This window comes from Kitasatospora sp. NPDC048715, from assembly GCF_043198905.1.
In the GTDB taxonomy this organism is placed as follows: domain Bacteria; phylum Actinomycetota; class Actinomycetes; order Streptomycetales; family Streptomycetaceae; genus Kitasatospora; species Kitasatospora lactacystinica.
Window position 1 is genome coordinate 174,881 of the sequence record NZ_JBICVH010000002.1, and the last position, 23,267, is coordinate 198,147.

The 23,267-nt window shown below is 74.5% G+C and carries 23 protein-coding genes; 11 read left to right on the forward strand and 12 right to left on the reverse strand.

Annotated elements, in window-relative coordinates; translation table 11 throughout:
• Positions 1-133 precede the first annotated feature (133 nt).
• A complete protein-coding gene (locus ACGFSC_RS04820; RefSeq protein ID WP_359897877.1) occupies positions 134-1,507 on the reverse strand; it encodes a deoxyribodipyrimidine photo-lyase in 1,374 nt (457 codons plus the stop codon).
• Between the two features lie 282 nt (positions 1,508-1,789).
• On the opposite strand from ACGFSC_RS04820, the gene ACGFSC_RS04825 reads away from it, so the two are divergent.
• Complete coding sequence (locus ACGFSC_RS04825) at positions 1,790-2,773, forward strand: aldo/keto reductase (RefSeq protein ID WP_359897876.1); 984 nt, start codon at positions 1,790-1,792, stop codon at positions 2,771-2,773.
• A gap of 30 nt (positions 2,774-2,803) precedes the next feature.
• Here the strand turns inward: ACGFSC_RS04825 and ACGFSC_RS04830 are convergent, their stop codons facing one another.
• The 7 genes from ACGFSC_RS04830 to ACGFSC_RS04860 form a co-directional block, all read right to left on the reverse strand.
• Positions 2,804-3,124 carry a hypothetical protein gene (locus ACGFSC_RS04830; protein WP_359897875.1) on the reverse strand — a complete coding sequence of 107 codons (321 nt, stop codon included), beginning with the start codon at positions 3,122-3,124 and terminating at the stop codon, positions 2,804-2,806.
• Positions 3,125-3,287: 163 nt separating this feature from the next.
• Positions 3,288-3,689 carry an SsgA family sporulation/cell division regulator gene (locus ACGFSC_RS04835; RefSeq protein WP_359897874.1) on the reverse strand — a complete coding sequence of 134 codons (402 nt, stop codon included), beginning with the start codon at positions 3,687-3,689 and terminating at the stop codon, positions 3,288-3,290.
• Positions 3,690-3,987: 298 nt separating this feature from the next.
• Positions 3,988-4,239 (reverse strand): hypothetical protein, encoded by a 252-nt coding sequence (locus ACGFSC_RS04840; RefSeq protein WP_359897873.1) that lies wholly within the window; start codon positions 4,237-4,239, stop codon positions 3,988-3,990.
• A gap of 308 nt (positions 4,240-4,547) precedes the next feature.
• Positions 4,548-5,192, reverse strand: a complete 645-nt coding sequence (locus ACGFSC_RS04845; protein ID WP_359897872.1) for a DedA family protein — start codon at positions 5,190-5,192, stop codon at positions 4,548-4,550.
• 109 nt (positions 5,193-5,301) lie between these two features.
• Positions 5,302-6,174, reverse strand: a complete 873-nt coding sequence (locus ACGFSC_RS04850) for a hypothetical protein (RefSeq protein WP_359897870.1) — start codon at positions 6,172-6,174, stop codon at positions 5,302-5,304.
• Positions 6,175-6,262: 88 nt separating this feature from the next.
• Positions 6,263-7,261 (reverse strand): MerR family transcriptional regulator, encoded by a 999-nt coding sequence (locus tag ACGFSC_RS04855; RefSeq protein ID WP_359897901.1) that lies wholly within the window; start codon positions 7,259-7,261, stop codon positions 6,263-6,265.
• A gap of 103 nt (positions 7,262-7,364) precedes the next feature.
• Positions 7,365-7,907, reverse strand: coding sequence for a sigma-70 family RNA polymerase sigma factor (locus ACGFSC_RS04860; protein WP_380631115.1), 543 nt, complete (start codon positions 7,905-7,907; stop codon positions 7,365-7,367).
• A gap of 307 nt (positions 7,908-8,214) precedes the next feature.
• On the opposite strand from ACGFSC_RS04860, the gene ACGFSC_RS04865 reads away from it, so the two are divergent.
• Entirely contained in the window at positions 8,215-9,435 is a 1,221-nt protein-coding gene (locus ACGFSC_RS04865) for a GNAT family N-acetyltransferase (RefSeq protein ID WP_359897868.1), read from the forward strand.
• 299 nt (positions 9,436-9,734) lie between these two features.
• Here ACGFSC_RS04865 and ACGFSC_RS04870 read toward each other — a convergent pair whose 3' ends face one another.
• Positions 9,735-11,141: a hydrolytic protein gene (locus ACGFSC_RS04870; RefSeq protein WP_359897866.1), complete on the reverse strand. Its 1,407-nt coding sequence runs from the start codon at positions 11,139-11,141 to the stop codon at positions 9,735-9,737.
• Between the two features lie 215 nt (positions 11,142-11,356).
• On the opposite strand from ACGFSC_RS04870, the gene ACGFSC_RS04875 reads away from it, so the two are divergent.
• Positions 11,357-12,094 carry a LuxR C-terminal-related transcriptional regulator gene (locus ACGFSC_RS04875; RefSeq protein WP_359897865.1) on the forward strand — a complete coding sequence of 246 codons (738 nt, stop codon included), beginning with the start codon at positions 11,357-11,359 and terminating at the stop codon, positions 12,092-12,094.
• A 63-nt stretch (positions 12,095-12,157) separates the two neighbouring features.
• On the opposite strand, the gene ACGFSC_RS04880 is transcribed toward ACGFSC_RS04875, so the two are convergent.
• From ACGFSC_RS04880 to ACGFSC_RS04890, 3 genes are read right to left on the reverse strand one after another with little or no spacing between them, the layout of a single operon-like run.
• Positions 12,158-12,523, reverse strand: coding sequence for a VOC family protein (locus ACGFSC_RS04880; RefSeq protein WP_359897863.1), 366 nt, complete (start codon positions 12,521-12,523; stop codon positions 12,158-12,160).
• A gap of 25 nt (positions 12,524-12,548) precedes the next feature.
• Positions 12,549-12,770: a DUF397 domain-containing protein gene (locus tag ACGFSC_RS04885; protein ID WP_359897862.1), complete on the reverse strand. Its 222-nt coding sequence runs from the start codon at positions 12,768-12,770 to the stop codon at positions 12,549-12,551.
• Positions 12,767-13,615, reverse strand: coding sequence for a helix-turn-helix transcriptional regulator (locus ACGFSC_RS04890; protein WP_359897861.1), 849 nt, complete (start codon positions 13,613-13,615; stop codon positions 12,767-12,769). The genes ACGFSC_RS04885 and ACGFSC_RS04890 overlap by 4 nt, the downstream gene beginning before the upstream one ends.
• A 288-nt stretch (positions 13,616-13,903) precedes the next feature.
• Between ACGFSC_RS04890 and ACGFSC_RS04895 the strand changes: the two genes are divergently transcribed.
• From ACGFSC_RS04895 to ACGFSC_RS04930, 8 genes are all read left to right on the forward strand, one after another.
• Positions 13,904-14,272 (forward strand): ATP-binding protein, encoded by a 369-nt coding sequence (locus tag ACGFSC_RS04895; protein ID WP_359897860.1) that lies wholly within the window; start codon positions 13,904-13,906, stop codon positions 14,270-14,272.
• A complete protein-coding gene (locus tag ACGFSC_RS04900) occupies positions 14,269-14,529 on the forward strand; it encodes a hypothetical protein (protein WP_359897859.1) in 261 nt (86 codons plus the stop codon). Before ACGFSC_RS04895 ends, ACGFSC_RS04900 begins: the two co-directional genes overlap by 4 nt.
• A complete protein-coding gene (locus ACGFSC_RS04905; protein ID WP_359897858.1) occupies positions 14,517-14,699 on the forward strand; it encodes a hypothetical protein in 183 nt (60 codons plus the stop codon). Before ACGFSC_RS04900 ends, ACGFSC_RS04905 begins: the two co-directional genes overlap by 13 nt.
• A gap of 708 nt (positions 14,700-15,407) precedes the next feature.
• A complete protein-coding gene (locus tag ACGFSC_RS04910; protein ID WP_359897857.1) occupies positions 15,408-16,169 on the forward strand; it encodes a hypothetical protein in 762 nt (253 codons plus the stop codon).
• Between the two features lie 54 nt (positions 16,170-16,223).
• Positions 16,224-16,856: an AAA family ATPase gene (locus ACGFSC_RS04915; RefSeq protein ID WP_359897856.1), complete on the forward strand. Its 633-nt coding sequence runs from the start codon at positions 16,224-16,226 to the stop codon at positions 16,854-16,856.
• Positions 16,857-17,025: 169 nt separating this feature from the next.
• Positions 17,026-20,298 carry a hypothetical protein gene (locus ACGFSC_RS04920; protein ID WP_392862447.1) on the forward strand — a complete coding sequence of 1,091 codons (3,273 nt, stop codon included), beginning with the start codon at positions 17,026-17,028 and terminating at the stop codon, positions 20,296-20,298.
• Complete coding sequence (locus ACGFSC_RS04925; RefSeq protein WP_359897853.1) at positions 20,295-21,062, forward strand: DUF4255 domain-containing protein; 768 nt, start codon at positions 20,295-20,297, stop codon at positions 21,060-21,062. The genes ACGFSC_RS04920 and ACGFSC_RS04925 overlap by 4 nt, the downstream gene beginning before the upstream one ends.
• Complete coding sequence (locus tag ACGFSC_RS04930; protein ID WP_359897852.1) at positions 21,059-23,263, forward strand: ATP-binding protein; 2,205 nt, start codon at positions 21,059-21,061, stop codon at positions 23,261-23,263. The genes ACGFSC_RS04925 and ACGFSC_RS04930 overlap by 4 nt, the downstream gene beginning before the upstream one ends.
• Positions 23,264-23,267 lie beyond the last annotated feature (4 nt).

Sequence of the window (23,267 nt, forward strand, 5' to 3'; positions counted from 1 at the left end):
GCGTTCTGCCCGCGGGGGGGCCACCCCCGGTTGACGGGGGCCCACCCCGGCCCCCCCCGGGCTCCCCCCGGGGCCCCGCGGGGGGGGGCGGGCGGCGGGCCCCCCCCCCCCCCGGGGGGCCCCCCGGCCGTGCTCAGTCCAGGCCCCGGGCCTCGCGGAAGCGGACCGTGAGGGCGTCCGGGGCGATGAGCGGGGCCGGGTAGTCGGGGGCGGGGTCGAGCAGCCAGGGGCGGTGGACGGCGGCCCCCGGCAGGTGGGCGAGTTCGGGCACCCAGCGCCGCACGTACGTCCCGTCCGGGTCGTACCGGTCGGCCTGGCGCAGCGGGTTGAGCACCCGGTTGGGGCGGGTGTCGGTGCCGGTGCCCGCGACCCACTGCCAGTTGAGCTGGTTGTCGGCCACGTCGCCGTCGACCAGCAGCGACAGGAAGTGGGCGGCGCCGATCCGCCAGTCCAGGTACAGGCACTTGGCGAGGAAGCCCGCCGTCAGCAGACGGGCCCGGTTGTGCATCCAGCCCTCCTCGGCGAGCTGGCGCATTCCGGCGTCGACGATCGGGTAGCCGGTGCGGCCCTGCCGCCAGGCCTCGGCCTCGCGCTCGTCCCGGTGCCAGCGGTCGTCCCTGGTGCGGTAGTCCCGGTGCGCGGCGTCGGGGCGGGCGGCGAGGACCTGGTGGTGGAAGTCGCGCCAGGCGAGCTGCCGGACGAAGGCCTGCGCCCCCTCGCCGTCGTGCCGCAGGGCGCGTTCGACGAGTTCGGTCGGGGACAGGCAGCCGAAGTGCAGGTACGGGGAGAGCCGGGAGGTGGCGTCGGCGGCGAGGTCGTCGTGCACCCGGGCGTAGGCGTCGACGTCCCAGCGCCGCCACCGCTCCCTGGCCGCGCTCTCGCCCCCGGGTGGCAGGGCGGGCGAGAGCGGTCCGGTGAGCAGCAGGTTCTCGCTGCCGATGCCGCCCGGGGTGTCGAGCGCCCGGGGCGCGCCGAGCACCGTGCGGCGGGGCGCCTGCTGCCAGGCGCGGTGGTACGGGGTGAAGACCGCGTAGTGGTCCCGGCCGGCCGGGGTGATCCGGCCCGCGGGGACGACCGTCACCGAGGCGTCGTGGACGTGCAGGCGGTCGCCGAACACCTCGCGCAGCCGGGCCTCCCGCCGGTGCGCGAAGGCGCTGACGCCCGCGGCGATGTGCACGGTGACCGGAGCGGGAACGCCACCGGCATCACCCTTGGCCGCACCTTCGGCCTCGGCTTCGGCCTCGACGGCGACCCGGGCGGTCTGCTCGGCGGGTTCGCCGCGGCGCACGATCAGCCGGGAGCCGATCCGGCGCAGCGAGGCGTCCAGGTCGGCGAGGCAGTCGGCCAGGAACGCCTGCCGGTTGGGCGCGGCGAAGCCGGCGTCCTCGACGGCCGGGTCCAGGACGAACAGCGGGACGACCCGGTCGGCCGCGGACCGGGCGGCGTGCAGCACGGGGTTGTCGTGCAGCCGCAGGTCCTGGGTGAACAGGGCGATCGATACGGTCACGGGCGGGGCCTCACAGGTGGTGCCGTCGGGTGTTCTGATTGCTTCTACCGCTTCAGCTGCTTCTCCCCGGATGTTCGGAGCCGCCCGCGGCGCGGATTGGTCCCAACGGCCCCGCGGGTCCGGTCGGCGGGCCCGTGTTCCGCCGGTGGCGCCTCGACGGCGGGTCGTGAGCCGGCAGCGGTGCGGGGTGCGTCGTGCGGCAGCGGTGCGTGGTGCGGCAGCGGTGCGTGGTGCGGCAGTGGTGCGTGGTGCGGCCGGGGCGTCGCGTGAGAGGCTCGCTCCATGGAACAGCGTGTACTCGGCCGTACCGGCCGCCCCGTCTCGATCGTCGGACTCGGTACCTGGCAGCTCGGCGCGGACTGGGGGGACGTCCGCGAGGAGGACGCCCTGGCCGTGCTGGAGGCCTCGGTGGAGGCCGGCGTCACCCTCTTCGACACCGCCGACGTCTACGGCGACGGCCGCAGCGAGCGGCTGATCGGCCGCTTCCTGAAGGACCGCCCGGACGCCGAGGTGTTCGTCGCCACCAAGTTCGGCCGCCGGGTCGAGCAGCGGCCCGAGCACTACAACCTCGCCAACTTCCGTGCCTGGGCCGACCGTTCGCGGGACAACCTGGGGGTCGAGCGGCTGGACCTGGTGCAGCTGCACTGCCCGCCGACGCCGGTCTACTCCTCGGACGAGGTCTTCGACGCCCTGGACACCCTGGTGGAGGAGGGCCGGATCGCCGCCTACGGGGTGAGCGTGGAGACCTGCGCCGAGGCGCTGACGGCCATCGCCCGCCCGAACGTCGCGAGCGTCCAGATCATCCTGAACGCGTTCCGGCTCAAGCCGCTGGAGCAGGTGCTGCCCGCCGCCGAGGCGGCCGGCGTGGGAATCCTCGCCCGGGTGCCGCTGGCCTCGGGCCTGCTGTCGGGCCGGTACGACGAACACACCGTCTTCGGCGCGGACGACCACCGCACCTACAACCGCCACGGCGAGTCCTTCGACCAGGGGGAGACCTTCTCCGGGGTGGACTTCGCGACGGGCGTCGAGGCGGCGGTGGAGTTCGCCGCACTCGCACCCGAGGGCGCGAGCGCGGCGCAGACGGCGCTGCGGTGGGTCACCCAGCAGCCGGGGGTGACGACGGTGATCCCCGGTGCCCGCAACGTGGCGCAGGCCCGGGCCAACGCGGCCGCCGCCGGACTGCCCCCGCTGCCGTCGGCCACCCTGGCCGCCGTGCGCGAGCTGTACGACCGGCGGATCCGGGCGCAGGTCCACGCCCGCTGGTGACGGCGGGCGGCCGGTAACGGCCCGTGGCCCTCACGACGAGCGTCCGGGCGGGGCCGCGCCGTGGGCCCGCCGGTGCGAGCGCCGACCGGCCTCGCGGCCCGCGGGCTTCCGGTGGCAGGCGTGCGGACCGTCCGGCCCGGGAGCGTGCCGAGCGTGCCGGGAGCCCGCACGGGTCGCGGCGGACGCGGGGGACGCGGGGGTGTCGCGGGCCGGCTTCGGCCGTCGGCGGTTCAGGTGGTGGCTGCCCCAGGCGAACGCGCCGATGAGCAGCGCGGCGAGGGCCAGGGCGGGCACGGCGACGGCGTACAGGGCGGGGCCGTCGGGTGTGGCCGGGAACGGTGGGCTGGTCATGGTCCTCTCCTCTCCTCGCGTTCCGGCGGCGGGCCCGGACCCGAGGGGGAGGTGACCGGCGGGCCGGGTCCGTCGCGTGACGCCCGCCTACCCCGCGCGCCGGGAGGCATGCCCGGTCCGGTGGCGGCCCCGGCTCCGGTGGCGGCCCTGGTGATGGGGCGGGTCAGGAGAGCAGGCGGGTGAGGGCGGCGTCGAGGTCCAGGTGCTCGGCCTCGGCGCCGGCCGGCACCAGGCGGAAGGAGTCGAGGAGGAACGCCGTCACGACGGCCGCCGGAACACTGATGACGGCCCGCGCGGCCGGAGAGCGCAGGGTGATCAGCACGCGGTCCTCCGGCCCGGGCGCGACGGTCACGTCCCCGAGGCCGGCCGGGCCGTGCCGGCCCCGGTCCAGCAACTCGCGCGCGAAGGTCCACTGCGCCGCGTCGTCGTCGCCGAGCGGCGGGAACGCCAGGCACACCGCGTACGGCGACGCCGTGTCGAACCGCAACTGCGCCTCCACGGCCACGTCGGGAAACGGGCCCTCGGGCAGGGTGACGGCGGTGGACCAGGAGGTGGCGACAGTCATGCGACGAACTCCCATTCTGGCGATGGCACCCGGTTTCCCCCGGCCGTGACGGCCGGTGGTGGCAGCGCTCGGTTACCCGCGCGCCCGGGGTGCATTCCTCGTCTCTCAACGCAACCGCGTCGCCCGGCGTGATCCCCCACCCGGGTGGTTTCCCGGTCGGGGGAACGGGGCAGCCGCCCACCGCTCCGGGCCCATACAGCGAAGCCCCGCCCCGGCGCACGGTCGCGGGGGCGGGGCGGGGCGGGGCGGGGCGGGGTTCGCGGGTCACCGGGTGATCACCGCGTGATCGTGCGGAGCCTCACGGCGCCACGGTGTCCGCCGCGGGCGGCTCCGGCTCCTCTTCCTCGTCCGGCTTCGCCTTCCGCCGCACGTCGGCCGGGGTGGGCGCACTGATGGATCGCTCCTCGGCGGAGCGCTCCCGGGCTCCGGTCCGGCCCTCGGCCTTCGCCCGGACGTCCGCCGGGGTCGGGGACGTGATCGTGCGTTCCTCGGCGGACCGTTCCTGCGTCGCCTCGTCCGGCTGCGTTCCGTGGTCGTCGCGTGTGGTCATGGGCTCGTTCCCCTTTCCGGGTCCTGGGCTTCGACGGATGGGATACCGGGCGGCTGCCCGGATGTCCGGGTCCGAACCGGATTCCGGACCGCGAGTACGGGGCCGGGTGGTCCGGTCCGGCTCGGCGCCGGTTCCGTCAGCCCTCGGTCGTCGGCCCTCCGACCGTAACCCCGGGCCGGATGCCGCGCTGCCGGACGCAGGGGGGCGATGCCACACGGTGCGGTCACGGTCCGAACCGGTGGCGAGGACCTCTCGCCGGCTGTCGATTCCTCGGTCGACGAGGGCACGAGTCGGCGGTGGGGGCAGGACTACTCGCCCCGGTCGCTCCGGTCGCCGCGGTCCGGGGCGCGGGTTCCGCGCCGGTGCCGGCGCAGGTACCAGACGGCGAGGGCGATGACGACGCCCGCGGCGATCGCGAGGGCGAGGACCCGGCCGACGGTGCTCTCGACCCGGGTGTAGGCGGCTCCGGCGAAGTAGCCGAGCAGGGTGAACCCGACGCCCCAGAGGACGCCGCCGAGGGCGTTGTACAGGAGGAAGCGGCGGTAGGGCATGCGGGACATGCCGGCCAGCGTGGGCACCATGGCGCGGAAGAAGGCGACGAAGCGGCCGAAGAAGACGGCGGCCGGCCCGCGGTGGCGGATCAGCTCCTGGGCCCGGTCGACCCGGGTCGCATGGCGCCGCATCGGGCGGGTGTCGAGGATCCTCGGGCCGATGTGGCGGCCGATCTCGTAGCCGGCGGTGTCGCCGAGGACGGCCGCGCAGACCACGAACAGGACGAGCCAGCCGAGCGAGAGCCGGCCCTGGTGGGCGAGGAACCCGCCGAGGACGGCCGCGGTCTCGCCGGGGACGACGAAGCTGAAGAAGAGGGCGTCCTCGACGAGCACGAGGCCCGCGACCACCGCGTACCCGACCGGACCGGACAGTCCGCTCAGCCAGGCGGTGATCGAGTGCATCAGCCACCCCGTTCCGGACCGGCGCCCCTCTCCGCCTCAATGTAACGCTCGGCGCCCCCGGCGACCCGGCGGTCCGGAAGGCGACGGACCCCGGCCCCAGGCCCTCGGGTCAGGTCAGGACCAGCGAGCGCAGCAGGTCGAGCTCGTCGAAGCCGAACCCGGCGAGGACGGCGGCGAGTTCGCAGGCGCCGGGGGCGAGCAGATCGACGATGGCCAGGACGTCCCGGCCGCCGGCGCGGTCGAGTTCCTCCAGCGCGCGGGGCAGGTTGCGGCGCCACAGCACGGCCGGCGCGGGCGGGCCGACGGTGCCGCGGTCGCGGTGGAGGGTGCCCTCCGGGGACACCCACAGGGGCGGGGCGTCGGCCGTGCGCGGGCCGAGTGCGGTGCGGTCGATGGTGGACGTGGCGGGGCGGTGCAGCAGGAGGCGGTGGTCCATCGGGCGGAACCCGTGGGCGAGGAACGCCCGGGTGGTGACCGGTCGGCGGTGGAGCGGCAGGCCGGGCAGGTGGGGCGGCCAGGGCGAAGGGTCGGTGAAGGCGGTGACGGCGGTCAGGCCGCCGCTCCGCGCCAGGACGGTCCGGACGAGGACCTCGGCCGCGTCCGCGGCCTCGCGGCAGTGCAGCCAGGCCACCCCGCCGGTGAGTCGGCCGGCCGTCGTCCGGCGGTGCACGGCCATCGCGCCCTGGAGCCGGCCGTCCCTGTCGTGGAGGACGAGGACCGTCCGGTCGGGCCGGCGGTCCCAGGCGACGGGTGCCGCCGCCGGGAAGGGCACGGCGGGCCGGTCGGCCGCGATCAGCCGGACCACCTGGGCCTGGTCCTCGTGGGTCGCGGGCCGGACCCGCAGCGCCCGTCCCGCCCTGTCGGACACCCTCGTCGGGCCCCTGTCCACGTCCACGTCCATGTACCCGTCCATGTCCTCGTCCCGGCCGACCGCCGGCACGGTGGGTTCGGTGCCGACCGGGCCCCGGATGGGCCAGGGCACTCGGAGTCACCCGAACGGGTGACATTCGGCGGCAGAGGGACATCCGGCGGTCGAGGGACATTCGGCGGCCGGGGGACGGTCGCGCGGATCACCCGGTGACGGTCCGCTCCAGGAGGTCGAGGGCGCTCGCCAGGCTCTGCGGGCCCGCGGTGCCGCCCGGGGCGCCGGAGCGGCCCCAGCCGGGGCCGGTGGCCAGCACCAGGGCCCGGCCGCGGGAGCCGCGTGCGCCCCACGTGGAGTCGGCCACCCGCCGGACCAGCTCGTGGTCGGCGGTGGGCGGGAGCTGCGACCAGAGCATCACGGCGCCGGGGCCGATCCGGTGCACCGCGTCCAGCAGCGCCCTGGGCGGGACGGCCGCACCCAGCATCCGGAACGGCAGCGCACGCTCGCCCAGGCCCGCCGCGGCCGCCTCCAGCGCCAGGCTGTGCTGCTCGTCGGGCATCGCGGCCAGCAGGACGGGCGGCGCGGGCCGCGGCCTGGCGGGCCGTACGGCGGCAGCACGCAGGACGGTGGACACATGCCAGGAGAGCAGGTGCTCGACCTCGACGTACTGCTCGCCGGAGGAGGCCCACTTGCGTCCGGTAGCGCGCAGCGCGGGCATCATCACCTCGGTCCAGGCGTCGACGACCCCGAGCGAATCCACCACCTCCCGCAGGATCCGGGCGACCTCCGGGGAGTCCAGACGGACGGCGGCCCGGGCCAGGCCCCGGCACTCGGCGCGGACCGCTCCCATCCGCAGCGCACGGCCGCCGGCCGGGCCGCGACCGGCCTCCGGCCCGGGCCGCGCGGCCTGCCCGGGCACCGGTGCGACGGCGGACGGAGCCCCGGCCTCGGAAGCGGCCGCGGCCGCGTGGTGGGAGGCCAGCGCCGCCCGGGCCGCTTCGGCCGGGCGCACACCGCGGGCCGCCAGGCGGCACATCGCTTCGAGCAGCGCGATGTCCTCGGGGCTCCAGCGGCGGTGGTGGCCGGGGTCGCGCAGCGAGGGGCCGATGCCGTAGCGGCGCTCCCAGGAGCGGATCGTGGTGGGGGACACCCCGAGGAGCCGGGCCACGCCGCCGGTCGGCAGGCCCGCCTGGTCGGTACCCATCGTTCTCCTCTCGCGGATGTTCCGGATGTTCCGGGCGTCCCGGATGCCCTGGGCGTCCCGGGCGTCCTGCGCCACTGCCATGATCCCCTGTCGGGCCCGGGCGTCAGGAGCCGTCGAAGGCCGTCCGCAGCCGCAGCAGCCCGTCCCGCATGCGGGTCTTCACCGTGCCCAGCGGCACCCCCAGGACCCGGGCGATCTCGCGCTGCGAGTACCCGCCGTAGTACGCCAGGACCAGCGACTCCCGCTGGACGCCGCTCAGCCGGGCGAGCGCGGACCGCACCCGGTGCGCGTCGAAGACCCGCTCGACCTGCTCGGCGACCGGTTCGGCGCCAGGCTCGCGGACCGGCTGCTCGCGCAGGGCCGCCCGCAGTTCGCGGTCGGCGGCGGCCTGCGCCGCCCGGACCCGGTCGACGGCGCGGCGGTGGGCGATGGTGAGCACCCAGGCCAGCACCGTGCCGCGGGCCGGCCGGTAGCCGGCGGCGGCGCGCCAGACCTCCAGCAGCACCTCCTGCGCGACCTCCTCGGCCTGCGAGGGGCTGCGCAGCGTCCGCAGCGCCGTCCCGTACACCGGTGCGGCCACGGCCCGGTACAGCCGTGCGTACGCCGCCTGGTCGCCCCGGGCCACCGCGGCGACCAGGCGCTCCAGCTCCGCGGCCGGAGCCGGGACGACGGGGACGGCCGGGACGACAGGGACGGCGGGGACGGCTGGGGAGAGGGGCGGGGACGGGCAGGCGTGCGTGGTCACCCCGGCACTGTGCAGCGTTTCGATTTCCCGGCACCACCCGCAGCCTTTGTGCAGCGTTTCCCCGCCACTCGCTGCCACCGCCCGCCGCCGACGTCCCGACGCCGCCCCGACCGCCGGTAATTCGGTTGACCGGGCCGCGCGGTCGCGCTGCACTTCGGGGGGCGCCGCACGCGGTGGCGCCGGCAGTACGGGGAGGCAGCAGCACCGCATGGAGATCCGTTCCACGACCGACCAGGACCTCGACGTCTTCGTCGACACGCTTCACGCCGCGTTCGGGCGGTTCCCGGAAACCCCGAACGCGGACGGCGGCGGGGTCTGGTGGGCGGCGACCGAGATGGACCGCAACCTGCTCGCCGTGACGGCGGACGGGCGGCCGGTCGGCACCGCCGGGGCGTGCTCCTTCGAGCTGACCCTGCCCGGGGAGGTGGTCGTCCCGACCGCCGGGGTGACGTCCGTCGGAGTCCTGCCCACCCACCGGCGCCGGGGCGTGCTCACCGCGCTGATGCGCCGTCAGCTCGACGACGTGCGGGCGCGAGGGGAGTTCCTCTCCGTCCTGCTGGCCTCCGAGGCCGGGATCTACGGCAGGTTCGGCTACGGTCCGGCGACGTACACCCAGCGGCTGACGGTGCCGAGCGGGCAGGCCGCCTTCGCTGCACCCCGGGCGCGGCGGGCGGCCGAGGCCCCGGCGGCCGGCTCGGTCGAACTGCTGCGGCGGGCCGACTGCGGGCAGATCGTGGAGGAGGTCTACGACCGTTACCGCCGCCGTCAGCCCGGTGCGCTGTCCCGGCCGCGCCGCTGGTGGGAGCTGGGCGCGGGGCAGGTCCCGATCGCCCCGACGCCGCGCTACGTCGCCGTCCACCGGGACGCCGACGGCACCCCGGACGGGTACGCCAGCTACTCGCTCGGCGACGACACCCTGACGGTGGACGAGACCATCGCCGTCGACGACGCCGCCCACACCGACCTGGCCCGGTTCGTGCTCGGCCACGACCTGGTCTCCCAGGTCGTGTTCCGGCACTGCCCGCCGGAGCACCCGCTGCGCTGGCAGCTCGCGGACTTCCGCGCCGTCCAGCCGGGCGGCGAGACCGACTGGCTCTGGGTGCGGCTGCTGGACGTCCCGCGCGCGCTGACCGCGCGCGGCTGGTTCACCGACGGAGAGCTGGTCCTGGACGTCGACGACCCGTTCCTCGGCGAGCACCACCGGTACCTGCTGACCGTCCGGAACGGGAAGGCCGAGTGCGTCCCGACGGACCGGGAGCCCGATCTGTCCCTGGACGTCCGCGACCTGGGCGCGGTCTACCTCGGTGGCACCGCCCCGAGCGCCCTCGTCCGGGCCGGGCACATCCGGGCCCACCGCCCCGGCGCGGCCGTCCTCGCCGACGCCCTGTTCCGCGCCGAGCGCGCGCCGCACTGCCTGCACTGGTTCTGATCCGGCAGCCGCCACCCGCGATCAACACCGAACGCCGGTCCCCGCCCTGGTTGGGCGGGGACCGGCGTTCGGCTTTTCCCGGGCCGGGGCACCCCGAACCGCCCGTAGGGGAGGCCCGGTTGCCCTCAGGGGCCAGGCCGGTTGCCCTCAAGGGACAGATCAGAGCCGGTTACCGGCGGGTCGGTTTGGTTCGGACGGGTGCACGATGCAACAGTGTCCGTCGGGTATTGACATGGTCACGGGATGTGAGGGGAGATGCGGGGGGAGCGGGAACTCGGAGACGAACGGACCGGAAACGTTCAGTTTCCTTGCCGGATGTCGCTCAGGGTCCCGCTGACGTTGAGGAGTTCGTGGCACGTGGGTGCCTGCTTGCCCGAGGCCGGGGTGCCCGGCACCTCGCAGGTCACGCTCGCGGTCACGGCCTGGTCCTCGGGGACCTGGAGGGGAGTCACCCAGTGGTAGTCCTGGTTGCGGAAGGTCTCCAAGGCGATCGTGGTGATGGTCTTGTTGCCGGCCGTGATGGTCACCAGTCCCTGGTCGCCCTGGAAGTTGGCGACCACGAGGTCGGTGATGTCGAAGACCTTGCCGTGCGGCACCTGGTAACTGCCGGTCGTGGCCGCGCCGTTCTCGGTCACGACGTCGATCGTGGCGGAGCTCTGCTGGCCGGTCCCCGGCACCGCCAGGCCGCCCGGACCCGGACCGCCCTGGCTGCCGGGGCCGGTGGTCGGCTTTCCGGCGCCCGGCTTGGTCTGGCCGCCCGGGGTGCTCCCGTTGGCGGGGCTGCCCGGGGTGTCACCGGCCGGGACGCCGGCGGGCGGGGCCGGAGTGGCGTTCTGCTGGGCGACGGCCTTCTCGGCCGCCTGCTTCGCGGAGCTGCGCACCGCCGGGCGGACCAGGGCGAACCAGGCCAGCAGCAGCGCGATCAGCGCCGCCAGGAGCGCGAGCAGCCACTTCGGGAAGATCGGCAACTGGAGGAACTCGCCGTCCAGGACCGGCTTCTGGACGGGCGCCGGCGCGGTCTCCGGTGCGGCTTCCGGCGCCTTGGCCCCGTCCTTGCCGTCCTTCGCGTCCTTCCCTCCCTTGTCGTCCTTGCCGTCCGCCCGCTCCTCCGGGCCCACCGTCACCTCGAACGGCCAGGTCGCCTGCTTGCCGAACCAGATCAGCTTGCGGGTGCGCGCCTGCACCCGCACCTCCCCGGACTCGCCGGGCTCCAGCCGCAGCTTCTCCGGCGTGACCCGGAACCGCAGGTCCTCACCGGCCTGTCCCGGAGTGAACGTCACACCGGTGGGAGCGTTGCCGAGGTTGCGCACCGAGGCCCGGTAGCGCCCGCGCAGCCAGCCGCGGCGACGGCGCGGGGCCAGCGCGGCCTGCAGCTCCTGGAACGGCGTCACGGTGACCGTGGCCTCCGGCACCGTCACCAGGTCGGGGCGCTCGACCGGCAGCACCCGGATGCCGAGCGGGAACTCGCCGGCCCGGGTGGCGGGGGAGCGCGGCGGAGCCAGCCGGACCGTCACCGTCTCGGAGGTCCCCGGGTACAGCGACACCCGGGCCGGCTCCACCTTCGTCCAGCCGGCGCAGTCGCCGACCACCTCGAACGTGTAAGCCTCAACGATGTCAAGATCGTTGCGTACCGTCAGGGTCGTGGTGGCCACGCCACCGGGGGCCACCGTCAATGCTGGCAGGCCGAGTTCGGCGGATGTGGTCATAGCGTGACGGTAGGGCCGTACCGCTCCGGAGAAGAGGGCCGTACGGGCAAGCTGGGGGCCACACCCCTTGCCCGTACGGACCGACCGGAGACCCCGCCCGGTCCCGTCGCGGGCCCGGCCCGGCTCCGCGTGACCCGCACCCAAGCCCCCGGCCGTCACCGCCTCGCGGTGCCCGGCCGTCACCCTCGCAGGCACTTGCAGAATGGAGCAGTTCGATGACGTCGACCGATACAACCCGTGAGGAAGTCGTCACAGCCCGCCGGACCACGGTGGCATCGAAGCCCGCCGGCGCCACCGTCCCGCGCGTACCCGCCCAACTGCGCGGCAGGCCGAGCCAGGTGCGGGTGGCGGTCTACGCGGAGGACCTCATCCTGCAGACCGGCGTGGTCCAACAGCTGCGCCAGCGGCCCGAGGTGGAGCTGCTGAGCGAGAGCGAGGCCGGGCAGGCCGAGGTCTCCCTGCTGGTGGTGGACTCGTTGACGGAGACGGTGACCGAGCACCTGCGGCGGCTGCGGCTCGCCACCACCGGCCGGATAGGCCTGGTGGTGGGGCACTTCGAGGCCGGCGGGCTGCAGACCATCGTGGAGAACGGGGTCGCCGCCGTGCTGCGCCGCTCCGAGGCCGACCAGGACCGGCTGGTGCACCTGATCACGGCCCTCGCCAACGGCGAAGGCGTGATGCCCGGCGACCTGCTGGGAGAGCTGCTCGACCGGATCGGGATCCTCCAGCGCACCATGCTGGACGGGCGGGGCCTGACCCTCTCGACCTTAACCGCGCGGGAGGCGGAGATGCTGAAGCTGGTGGCGGAGGGCTTCGACACCAGCGAGATCGCCGCCAAGACCTCGTACTCCGAGCGGACGGTGAAGAACGTGCTGCACGAGATCATCACCCGCCTGGGCCTGCGCAACCGGGCCCACGCCGTCGGGTACGCGATGCGGCGCGGCCTGATCTGAGGGGAGGCGGTGATTCGCCCGGCCGGGCGCCCGGCCGGGCGAATCACCGCGTGGAGCGGGGCCCTACTGAGGGGACATGACCTCGTAGAGGTTCCCGGCGTCATCCGTGAAGTACAGGCCGCGAGGGCACAACGGGTGGTCGATCCGACCATTGCCGGGCTCGCGGGGGTCGTTGCCGTAGGGCACGCCGGCCTCGCGGAGCCGGGCGAGGATCCCGTCGAAGGAGGACGGGTCCACGTCGAAGGCCAGGTGATGGCCGGCCGGGTTCTCGACGGTCATGAAGTCCAGGGTGAGGGAGTCGTTGACCCGCACCGGCGCGAAGTGCCGGTCGGCGCCCTGGTAGTCGAGGCCCATGACGGAGGCGAAGAATCGTGCTGACGCCTCGTTGTCGACGGCCGGAACGATGGTGTGGTTCAGGGATATGGGCATGTGAGCTTGTCTCTCTCTTCGGTGATCAGAGCAGCCCGAAGTCGAACTTCCCGGTGGCGAGGCCGGCGAGGAAGGCGGTGTGGGCCGCGCGGTCGAAGGCCAGGGCGGGGCCGGAAGGGTCCTTGCTGTCTCGGACTACTACGGCCCCGGGGAGGAGTGCGTATTCGACACAGTTCTCGTTGCCGCCGCTGTAACTCGACTTCCGGAAGGCGAAGCCGGTCGCCTCGGCGTCGGGATAGTGGGTCACTTGATCAGTTCTCTCTGTGCGGTGATGAACTCGAGCGAGGAGTCGACGGACAGGGCTTCTGCCGTGATCTCCTGGAACTTCGCCCGGTACAGCTCGACGTCGGTCGGGTCCTCGATCCAGAATCCGGCGAGCATGCCTTCGACGAAGACGACGTCGAGGTCCTTCCGCTGAGGGAATCCGAGCAATGCGAACGAGCCGCTCATGCCCGGGTGGATCGCCGCACCTGCCGGCATCACCTGAATGTTCACGTTCGCCAACCGGCTCAACGTCAGCAGCTTGTCGAGTTGCGGGCCCATGATGTCGGGGCGATTCGCGATGGTTCGGAGTGCGGTTTCATGGATGACAGCCCAGACCTCGACGGGATTCGGGCGGGTCAGGATGGACTGGCGTGCCATGCGGACCTGCACCAGGTCGTCGACTGTGCCGGTCTTCGTGGTCCGGAGTCGGCCGATGACCAGTCGAGCGTATTCGGCCGTTTGGAAGAGCCCCGGAATGAAGGCGGGTTCGTAGGTCTTGAAGGTCGAAGCCTCGGTTTCGAGCATGATCAGATCCGTGGCGGACACGTTGATCACGTCGCGGTAGCTCAGCCACCAGCCGCGCTTGCTGCCGTCCTTCGTGATGGCGATCAAGCCGGCACGGAAGTCTTCGTCGTCGCAACCGTAGTGGTCGAGGAGCTTGTTGACATCCTCGATCTTGGCCGCCGTGCGGGCGTTCTCGATCCGGTTCAGTTTGGCCAGGCTCATGCCGGTGGCATCGGCCGCCGCGTCCGCGGAGATCATCGCTTGCTCACGGAGCCTTCGCAGCTCCTCGCCCAGCCGACGACGGCGAACGGTTGATACCGCCATGCGATGCCCCTCCTGATCTCTCGGTGGACCAGTCTGCCCTTGCTGATTGCACAGGCGCTACCGACAACTGGCAGAGAGTGGCACCGAATTCGGGTTCGATATGAGATTTTGCAGATTAGTTGAGCCAGCTTGCATGTGTGATGGCCCTCGCGTCATGCTGAGTGTAGCTGGCCGCATGCTCTGCGTGACCACGGCTGTGATGCGGCTGCGTTTTTCCGTCATTCCATCGCTTCGATCGCGCGTTTGATCGATTGATGGTCATATCTGAAGCCCCGCGGAGGTTTCATCGTGTTCCCCCACGAAATCCCCCCTGACTGGTCGGCCGCGCGCGAGGAGTTGCGCGAGGCCACGGCGCGCGCCGGGTGGAAGCCCGACCTGGTCGCCGATGCCGAACTCGCGCTCCTCGAACTGTTCGTCAATGCCTGGCGCCACGGCGGCAGTGCGGCGCCGCTCGTCGTCATCGCGGTGCTCGACCACGTCCTCCGGGTCTCCGTCAGCGACGGGAGCCCCATCGTCCCGATCCAGCACGACGGCTCCGACCTGCTCGGGGTCTCCGGCCGGGGCCTGCGCCTCGTCCGCTCCCTCACCGACCGCTTCGGTATGGAGCCCCGGAAGTCCGGGAAGTCCTGCTGGTTCGAGCTGGACGCCGCCGCGTGACCGCCGACCACCGCCGCCCGACCGGGCCGGCCGACGCGATCATGCGGACCTACACCGAGCCCGAGGTCGCCTCGTTGCTCGACGAACTCCACTCCCGCGGCCGCAAGTTCGGTCTGATCTGGCCCGCCCTGGCCACGGACCGGGTGGTCGACGGCCGCGTCCTGGTCCGCTCCGGCGCCGCTCCGGCCAGCACCGTCCTCAACCTCCTCGCGATCCTCCGCCACTACGACAAGGCCGAGGCCCCGTGCGACTCCTGATCGACCTCGTCCTTCCTCTCCTCCTGCTCCTCGCCATCGCCGTCGTGGGCCTCGGCGCGGTCGCGGTCCTGCGGATGCCCCACCGCCCGGACCTCATCGCGATCCCCGACCCCGACCCCGCGCCTGCCCCCGACCGGGACCGCAACGAGGACCGCCAACCCGTGGCCTGAAGCCCCACCCCGCCCACGCCGCCCGGCCGGACCCGCCGGGCGGCGGAGGCCTGCGCGGGAAGTCGACCCCGCCGACTTCCTGCGCAGCAGACTTCTCAATGCTCTTGCCAAGGCCGTCAGACGCACCTGGGCCTTCAGCCGGCGGGTGGCCGGGCCGGGTCGGAGGCCGAGATCGGCACCGGGTTCCCCGAGGACTGCGAGGCAGTCGTCGACGCCTACGCCCCGACGCAGATCAACGGGCACTTCTGTCTCTCGCATCCGGCCACCGAGCGCTGGAACCTCGGGAGGAAGATCCGCGAGACCTCCAGTTTTGGGCGGATCCGGAGGAGGAGATCCGCGTCGTGCTCGACCTGCCCGAGGTCCGGTTCGGGACGAAGGACGGCCGATGTCACCCGATGACCGCCCCGCGCCGATCTGCGGCCCGGACCGCGGCAGGTGAGCGACGCGAGCGCTTCGCCTGTTCGAGACCGCCGCCGCGTTCACCGATTTCCTGCTGCGCCGCTTCGAGCGGGTGGACCGCCCGCCGTTCATCGACCACTGCCGGGCCGGGGAAGGCCGCCCGGTACCACCGGAGCGCGGTGGGCAACCGGCCCGGATCGGAAGCGGGGTGGGAGGAGGCATTCCTGGGCTGGTCAGGCCGACCGGCGGACCGGTAACGTAGTGATCTTCGCCATGGGCAGGTCGGCGGAGTCCTGAAGGTGAACGCCGATGACCGACGTGTACGTCCGACGTGCGGAGCTGCGCCTCGACGCGGCCCTGGAGGGCCTCGCTCTCGTCCTCCGCGGGGCGACCGCGCGCCCGGAGGAGCACAACTGCGAGTGCCATTGGGGCAGTGCCGAAGAGCTCGCCCTCCTCAAGGTGCCGGGCGTGCGACTCGATCCCGACCTCCTCCGGCGGACCTGGCAGGCCCCCGACTGGAGCGACCACGGCTCGGTGCTCCGCCGTGTCCTGCCTCAGCTCGCGCGCGCCGTCGTCGACAGCCGGTCCGAGTCGTCCCGGTACCAGGACGAGATCGGTCTCTCGCTGGCCCGCGGGCGCTGGCAGGAGTGGCCCCGGGAGCAGGCCGCGGCAGTGCGGGAGTTCCTGCACGCGTTCTGGGCCCACAGCCTCGTCACTCCCGACCCCCTCGCGTACGCGCGCGGGACCCTCGTCCTGTGCGTCGAGGCGTCCGGCGAACTGAGCCCCTGGCTCGACGTCTGGGAGGCGCTGGAGCATCCGACGGCCGACCGGAACCTCGCGGAGGCCGTCGACGCGTGGGACTACGACCTGCTCGTCGACCAGCTCCCCTGGAGCACCTGGCACGACAAGGACGCCATGGTGGCCGTGCTCACCGCCTGGCTCACCCGGCACGCCCCCGCCCGGCTGAGGGCGCACAACGCACCGGAGGACCTGCTTCACCGTCTGAGACTGATCGGCCTCACCGGGCCCGACCGCTGGGACGATCCGCATTGGCCCCACTACAGCTACTGACCATGGGCCGGCTCTCCCGGGCGGAGCGCTCCCGGGCGGAGCTAGGGTCTCCGCATGCTCCTGTGGATCAACGGCCCGTTCGGCGCCGGCAAGACTCAGACCGCGCACGAGATCCGGTGGCGCCTTCCCGGCAGTGTCGTCTGCGACCCCGAGCACGTGGGTTTCGGCCTGCACCGGATGATGCCGCCGTCGATGCGCGGGGACTTCCAGGATCTTCCCGCCTGGCGGCAAGGTGTCGTCGACGTGCTGGACCGAGTCCTCACCGATCACGACGGTGTGGTGATCGCACCGATGACGGTCGTGGAGCCGGTGTACTTCCGGGAGACCGTCGGCCGGTTGCGGGAACGCGGCCATGACGTCCGCCACTTCACCTTGCTGGCCGAGCGCGCCACGGTGCTGAGACGGCTGCGCGAGCGCGGCTTCGGGCACGTGGTGCAGTTCGTCGCCGGGAAGGACGCCCCGCTGCGCCGGGAGAGTTTCGCCGTGTCGAAGCTGGACCTGTGCCTGGAGCGTTTGCGCGAGGAGGAGTTCGCCCAGCACGTGTGGACCGACCGGCTGACGGTCGCCCAGGTGGCCGACCGCATCGCCGCCGCTTCGGGGCTGACGCTCGCTCCGAACACCGAGGGCGTTCTCCGGGGGCGCGTCCGCCGGGCCTGGACAGGGGTCCGGCACATCCGGTTCGACTGAACTGTGGCGGCGGAGGGGCGCACGGGAAGTCGGCCCGGCCGACTTCTCACGCGAGGTGCGGGCGGGCTGCCCTTCGGGGACACCGGTTGTTTCCCCCGCCGAGGGTGCCCGGGCTCTCCCGCGGCGCGCCCTCGGCGGGGAGACTGCGGGCAGACCGCCCCTGCAACCTGTGAGGTCGAGCGTGATCGGCGCCACCGCCACCCCCCGCTCCGTCCGGCGGCCGGCCCGGGCCGCCGTCGCGGTGCTGCTCGCGCTCGCGGCGGCCCTGGCGACCCTGGCCGGCGCCGCCCCCGGGGGGAAGGTCACCGCCGCCCCGGTGGCCGCGGTCGACCCGGCGGCCGGGCGGATCGTCTTCGCCGGCACCAACCACCGCGGCCTCGGCAAGGTGACCGGCGCGGAGTCCAGCACCCCGCTGTTCGGGCCCGGACCGGTCCACTTCGACCAGGACCCGTCGGCCCGCGGCGACGAACTGGTCTTCACCAGCCTGCGGGACGGCCCGCTGCCCCAGGTGTACCTGCGCGACGTGTCCGGCGCGGTGCGCCGGCTCACCACCGGCATGGACACCGCGCATCCCGCGCTGGCCCCGGACGGCAAGGGCGTCGTCTTCGAGTCGCTGGAGCCCCGCGCCGGAGGCGGCAGTCCCCAGAAGGTCCTGTGGGCGGTCGGCCGGGACGGCAGCGGACTGCGCCGGATCACCGACGGCGCGGCCGACGAGACCCACCCGACGGTCTCGCCGGACGGCAAGTGGATCGCGTACTCCTGCGCCGGCGAACCGGATCACCGGCAGATCTACCTGCGGCCGTTCGAGGGCGGCGCCCCGGTCAAGGTCACCAACGTGACCAGCGGGGACGCGGTCGACCCGACCTGGAACCCGCTGAACGACGACGCCCACCGCAACGAGATCGTCTACACCTGGGACCAGGGCGCCCAGGGCCGGACCCTGATGCTCACCTCGCCCACCGGCGGCGACAAGGCCTTCTTCCCCGGCACCGGCTCCACCTGGAAGACCGGCTCCGCCGCCTGGATGGCCGACGGCACCGGTGTGCTCTTCCTCAGCGCCGACCTGCTCGACCCCAACAACCCCAGCCCGCAGCCCGACCCGTCCCAGCCGCCGGTGGTGAACCTCTACCGCGCGCTCACCTGCAACTGCGACGCGCCCCGACTGCTCTACCGCGCCAACCGGCTGATCGCCGCACCGGCCTGGCTGGGCACCCAGAACGAGGGCGGCCCCGTCGTCGAGCAGACCAGCGCCGCCGGCGCCAACGTCGCCGACGTCCAGGACGTCCGCCCCGACGGGGGCGACCCGCGCGACCTCGGCATCAGCGTGCTCCGGGAGGACCCGGCCGCCGGCAGCAACACCAGCACCGACCCCGGCGCCGACCCGCTGTTCCACCCCCGTCCCGGCTTCGACCCGTGGTTCGAGCGCCAGACCTACACGCCCGACGGCCGGCAGATCGTGGTGACCCGCTACGAGGACGGCCCCGCCGGACGGATCCAGCGGATCTGGCTCGCCGACGCCGACGGGGCGAACCCGCAGCCGATGAACCTCGCCGGGCGCGGCCCGAACGACCGGGACACCGACCCGTCGATCTCCCCGGACGGCAGGCTGGTCGTGTTCAGCCGCAGCGCCCCGGCCACCGGCGACCAGCCGGCCCGGCCCGGGCGGGTCCTGATCGCCGAGATGGCCACGGGGCGGATCGTCGGCACCGTCCAGCCGCCGGCCGGTCAGCGCGGCGCCTCCGACGGCCAGCCGTTCTGGTCCCCCGACGGCAAGCTGATCGCCTTCTCCCGGACGGCGGTGGTCAACGAGAACGCCGGCAACCTGCACGTCTGGACCGTCGCCGCCGACGACCTCACCCGGCAGACCGACCTCAGCCGGACGGCCTGCCCGGGCAACTGCAACGTCATCGACGACAGTCCCGCCTTCGCCCCCGACGGCCGCCGCATCGCCTTCAACCGCAAGGCCGGTGACGGCGGGAACAACCAGCAGGACGGGGTGGTGGTCACCACACCGACCGGCGAGGGCTGCACGGTGGTCGTGCCCACCGGGCTCGGCCAGGGCGCCTGCACCCGGCCGCTGCCCGACCGCCCCACCACCGGGCCCTTCCAGCCCCGCGACGTCGCCTGGACGGCGAACAGCGCCCAGCTGGTGCTGACCTCCCGCCGCGCCGCGCCGCCGAGCTCACCGGAGGGGCTCAAGGTCTACGACTTCGCGACCGCCCAGCTCACCGAGCTCGACTGGCGGCTGCCGGGGCGCCAGAAGGAGCCGGCCGTCCAGCAGTCCGTCGACCTGGCGGTCAGCGTGCCCGAGCGGACCCCGGCCGTCCCCGTCGACGGCAGCACCGAGGTGACCGTCACCGTCACCAACAAGGGCCCCGCGCCCTCGCCCGGCACCGCCCTCACCGTCTCGGTGCCGACCGGCGCCCGGCTCGACAGGCTGACCACCCCGACCGGATCGTGCGACGCCGCCGCGCTGCGCTGCGAACTCGGCACCCTGACCCCGCGCCAGGTGGTCCGGATCAAGGCCACCCTGACCGGCACCCGGCCCGGCGTCCCGGACTTCGGCTGGAGCGTCACCGGGACGGTCGTCGACCCGAACCCCGACGACGACTTCGCCCGGACCTTCCTGCCGGTGCTGGAGCCGCCGACCCCGTCACCGACCCCCACCCCGTCGCCGACCGCCTCGCCGAGCCCGACCCCGACACCCACGCCCAGCCCGACCGCCACGCCCAGCCCGACACCCACACCCACCTCCACCCCCGCACCGCCGCCGCCCCCGGCACCCGCCCCGCCGCCCCAGGCCGGCCCCGCGGTCGCGGTCGACGCCCAGCCGAACCCCGGCTACGTCGGCGGCCACGTGACCGTCAGCTACACGGTGCGCAACACCGGCCAGGCCCTCGCCACCGGCCTGCGCCTGACCCTCGGCCTGCCCGCCGGAGTGCCCACCGAGGCCCTGCCCCCCGGCTGCCGGAACGGCACCTGCACGGTGAGCGACCTGGCCCCGGGCCGCAGCGCGGTGGTCCGGGTGGTGCTCTCGCCCGTGGCGGCGCTGGACACCACCATCACCGCGGAACTGACCACCACCGGCACCGACGCCACCCCGGGACCGCACCGGGCGAGCACCCCGCTGCGCATCCTCCAGCCCCGCATCGTCGCGGTGCCGCCGATCGGCAAGCCCGGCTTCGTGACCTCGGTGCGCGGCGTGGACTTCCCGCCCGGCGCGCCGGTCCGGTTCACCTGGAAGCCCGGCCTCACCGCCGCGGCCGCGCCCACCCGCCCGAAGGGCGACGGGACCTTCGCCGGCCAGCTGCTCATCCTCCCCAAGGACGAGACCGGCCCGCGCACCATCACCGCCGAGGGCCCCGGATTCTCCCCGGTGACCTGCCCCTTCCTGGTGGTGGAGGGCAGCATCGGCCCGCCCGGGGAGGTGGAGCGGCGGTGATCCACGAGGTCGACGAGGCGCTGCGACAGCTGCTCGCCGAGACCGGTCTGCCCGAGCGCGGGATCGACGTGGTCTTCGACGCGCCCACCCGGGACTTCGCTGCCCGGCGCAACGCGCCCACGGTCAGCGTCTACCTGTACGGGCTGCGCGAGGACACCGGCCGCCGGCAGGCCGGCACCGTCGCGGAGTACGACGCGGACGGCCTGGTGACCGGCCACCGCCCCGCGCCCCGCTGGTTCGAGCTGGCCTACCTGGTCACCGCCTGGACCAACCGGCCGCAGGACGAACACCGGCTGCTGGCCGAGGTGCTGCAGTGCCTGACCGCCACCGACACGCTGCCCGCCCGGCTGCTCACCGGCACGCTCGCCGAGCTCGGACTGACCGTCGGGCTGGACATCGCGGGGCGCGACACCGGACTGCCGTCGGTGTCCGACGTCTGGTCCTCGCTCGGCGGGGAACTGCGGCCCTCGGTCGACCTCCGGGTGCTCGCCCCGCTGCCCGGCGGGCGCAGCCCGGCAGGGCCGCCGGTCACCGAGGGGCTGGTGCTGCACGCCGGAGACATCACCAATGCCGGTGGCACCACCACCGTCGGCGACACCGCCAACGCCGGCGACACCACCGCCCCGGCCGGCCCGCCGCCCGCCGACGGCCCGGGCCGCCGGCTGCGCTACCAGGGCGCCGGGGACCCCGGGCCGGACGGCTTCGCAGCGCCCCGGGAACGCGGGCTGCCGCCCGGCCGCCGGGCCCGGGGCAGGGCGCGATGAGCCTCGACCTCGACCGGGCCCCGGAGACCGCCTCGGCGGCCGACGGCGCAGTGCCCGGTCCGACCCACGACGGGCCGTCAGGACCGGACGACGGCGCACCGTTCGGTCCGGCCCCCGACCAGCTCTGGGAGCGGCTGCACCGGGTCGAACGGCGGGTCCGCGCCGCGGTGCGCGAGCGCCGGGCCGACGACCCGGACCCGGACGACCCGTACCGCGGCCAGTACCTCGGCCCGGAGGCGGTGGAGCGCATCCTGGCGGCCTCCGCCGCGGTGCACCGGAGCGCCCCGGACCCCGGCGACGGCCCGGCGCCGCCGCCCGGCTCCCGGCTCGGGCGGCTCAGCGCCGCCTTCGGGCTGCTCCCGGTCGACCTCGACCTGCTGCTGGTGGCGCTCGCCCCGGACCTCGACCCCCGCTTCGAGCAGCTCTACGGCTACCTCAACGACGACCTGACCCGCCGCCGGGCGACCATCGGCCTGGCCCTCGACCTGTGCGGACTGCCCGGGGCGGGCGCCGGCCGCTTCCGGTTCTCCGTCCGGGCCCCGCTGATCGCCGGCGGCCTGCTGGAGATCACCGAGCCGGACCGCCCGCTGCTCTCCCGCACCCTGCGCGTCCCGGACCGGGTGACGGCCCATCTGCTCGGCGACGACGAGCCGGACGGCACCCTCGCCGGGCTGGCCCGCCGGGCCGGGCCCGGGCGCCGCTCCCACCGGCCCCTCGAACAGCTGCGCGTCCTGGCCGCGGACGGCGGCCTGGTGCACCTGCTGGACCGGGGCGGGCACGCCGGCCCGCTCGCGGTGGCCGCCCTCGCGGCCGACGGCCCGCCGCCCCTGGTGGTCGACGCCGCCGCGCTCGCCGCCCGCCCGCCGGAGGCCACCGTACGGGTGCTCGCCCGTGAGGCGCGGCTGGGCGGGGGAGGCGTGGTGCTCGGACCGCTGGACCGGTTCGAACCCGAACGGCCCGAGCGGGCCGCGCTGCTGCGCGAGCTGTGCGCGGAACTCGCCGGTGTCCCGCTGGTGGTGCACGGCCCGCAGGTCTGGGACCCGGTCTGGGCGGCGCGGAGCCCGGTGGTGCTCACCGTCCCGCCGCCGGACGCGCGCGACCGGGCCGGGCAGTGGGCCCGCGCGCTGGGTGCGGAGCCGGGTGCTTCGGAGCCGCGTGGGGAGTCGGGCGAGGAACCGGGCCAGGAACCGGGCGAGGAGTTGCCGGAGGAGCTGGCCGAGGCGGTGGCCGCCTACCGGCTGGACCAGGAGCAGCTGGCCCGCGCCGCCTCGGTCGCGGCCCGGACGGCGGCCGCCGAGCGGCGCCCGGTCCGGGCCGAGGACCTGCGCACGGCGGTACGGGCGCAGAACGCCGCCGGACTGGCCCGGCTCGCCCGCCGGATCGAGCCCGCGGTCGGCTGGTCCGACCTCGTCCTGCCCGCCCCCACCGCGGGCCGGCTGCGCGAGCTCGTGCTGCGCGCCCGGCACCGCGACCAGGTGCTCGGGCAGTGGCGGATGCGCCCGGGCGGCGGCCGGGGCAACGGCGTGATCGCCCTGTTCGCCGGGGAGTCCGGCACCGGCAAGACGATGTCGGCCGAGGTGGTCGCCGCCGAACTCGGCATGGAGCTGTACGTGGTGGACCTCTCCACCGTGGTGGACAAGTACATCGGCGAGACCGAGAAGAACCTGGAACGGATCTTCACCGAGGCCGCGCAGGTGAACGGCGTCCTGCTGTTCGACGAGGCGGACGCGCTGTTCGGCAAGCGCTCGGAGGTCAAGGACTCCCGGGACCGCCACGCCAACGTGGAGACGGCCTACCTGCTCCAGCGGATGGAGTCCTTCGACGGGATCGCCGTGCTGACGTCCAATCTGCGGGCCAACCTCGACGAGGCGTTCACCCGGCGGCTGGACGTCATCGCCGAGTTCCCGCTGCCGGACGTGGCGCAGCGTCGCCTGCTCTGGGACCGCTGCCTGGGGCCGCTGGTGCCCCGTGACGACGATCTCGACCTGGACTTCTGCGCCCGGAACTTCGAGCTCACCGGCGGCTCCATCCGGGCCTGCGCGGTCTCCGCGGCGTATCTGGCCGCCGGGACGGGCGCTCCGCTGGGGATGGCGCAGCTGGTCTCCGCGGTGGTCGGCGAGTACCGCAAGCTCGGCCGGCTGGTGCTGGCGAGCGAGTTCGGGCCGTGGCTGGGCGCGCTCGGGGACACCGGGCACGGCTGACCGC

What these genes read in the sequence shown, in the direction of transcription:
- ACGFSC_RS04845 (WP_359897872.1), bottom strand. Translation starts at nt 5,192, where the DNA reads ATGCACTCGATCACCGCCTGGCTGAGCGGACTGTCCGGTCCGGTCGGG.
- ACGFSC_RS04840 (WP_359897873.1), bottom strand. Translation starts at nt 4,239, where the DNA reads ATGACCACACGCGACGACCACGGAACGCAGCCGGACGAGGCGACGCAG.
- ACGFSC_RS04880 (WP_359897863.1), bottom strand. Translation starts at nt 12,523, where the DNA reads ATGCCCATATCCCTGAACCACACCATCGTTCCGGCCGTCGACAACGAG.
- ACGFSC_RS04855 (WP_359897901.1), bottom strand. Translation starts at nt 7,261, where the DNA reads ATGGGTACCGACCAGGCGGGCCTGCCGACCGGCGGCGTGGCCCGGCTC.
- ACGFSC_RS04865 (WP_359897868.1), top strand. Translation starts at nt 8,215, where the DNA reads ATGGAGATCCGTTCCACGACCGACCAGGACCTCGACGTCTTCGTCGAC.
- ACGFSC_RS04930 (WP_359897852.1), top strand. Translation starts at nt 21,059, where the DNA reads ATGAGCCTCGACCTCGACCGGGCCCCGGAGACCGCCTCGGCGGCCGAC.
- ACGFSC_RS04825 (WP_359897876.1), top strand. Translation starts at nt 1,790, where the DNA reads ATGGAACAGCGTGTACTCGGCCGTACCGGCCGCCCCGTCTCGATCGTC.
- ACGFSC_RS04910 (WP_359897857.1), top strand. Translation starts at nt 15,408, where the DNA reads ATGACCGACGTGTACGTCCGACGTGCGGAGCTGCGCCTCGACGCGGCC.
- ACGFSC_RS04870 (WP_359897866.1), bottom strand. Translation starts at nt 11,141, where the DNA reads ATGACCACATCCGCCGAACTCGGCCTGCCAGCATTGACGGTGGCCCCC.
- ACGFSC_RS04835 (WP_359897874.1), bottom strand. Translation starts at nt 3,689, where the DNA reads ATGACTGTCGCCACCTCCTGGTCCACCGCCGTCACCCTGCCCGAGGGC.
- ACGFSC_RS04830 (WP_359897875.1), bottom strand. Translation starts at nt 3,124, where the DNA reads ATGACCAGCCCACCGTTCCCGGCCACACCCGACGGCCCCGCCCTGTAC.
- ACGFSC_RS04875 (WP_359897865.1), top strand. Translation starts at nt 11,357, where the DNA reads ATGACGTCGACCGATACAACCCGTGAGGAAGTCGTCACAGCCCGCCGG.
- ACGFSC_RS04890 (WP_359897861.1), bottom strand. Translation starts at nt 13,615, where the DNA reads ATGGCGGTATCAACCGTTCGCCGTCGTCGGCTGGGCGAGGAGCTGCGA.
- ACGFSC_RS04915 (WP_359897856.1), top strand. Translation starts at nt 16,224, where the DNA reads ATGCTCCTGTGGATCAACGGCCCGTTCGGCGCCGGCAAGACTCAGACC.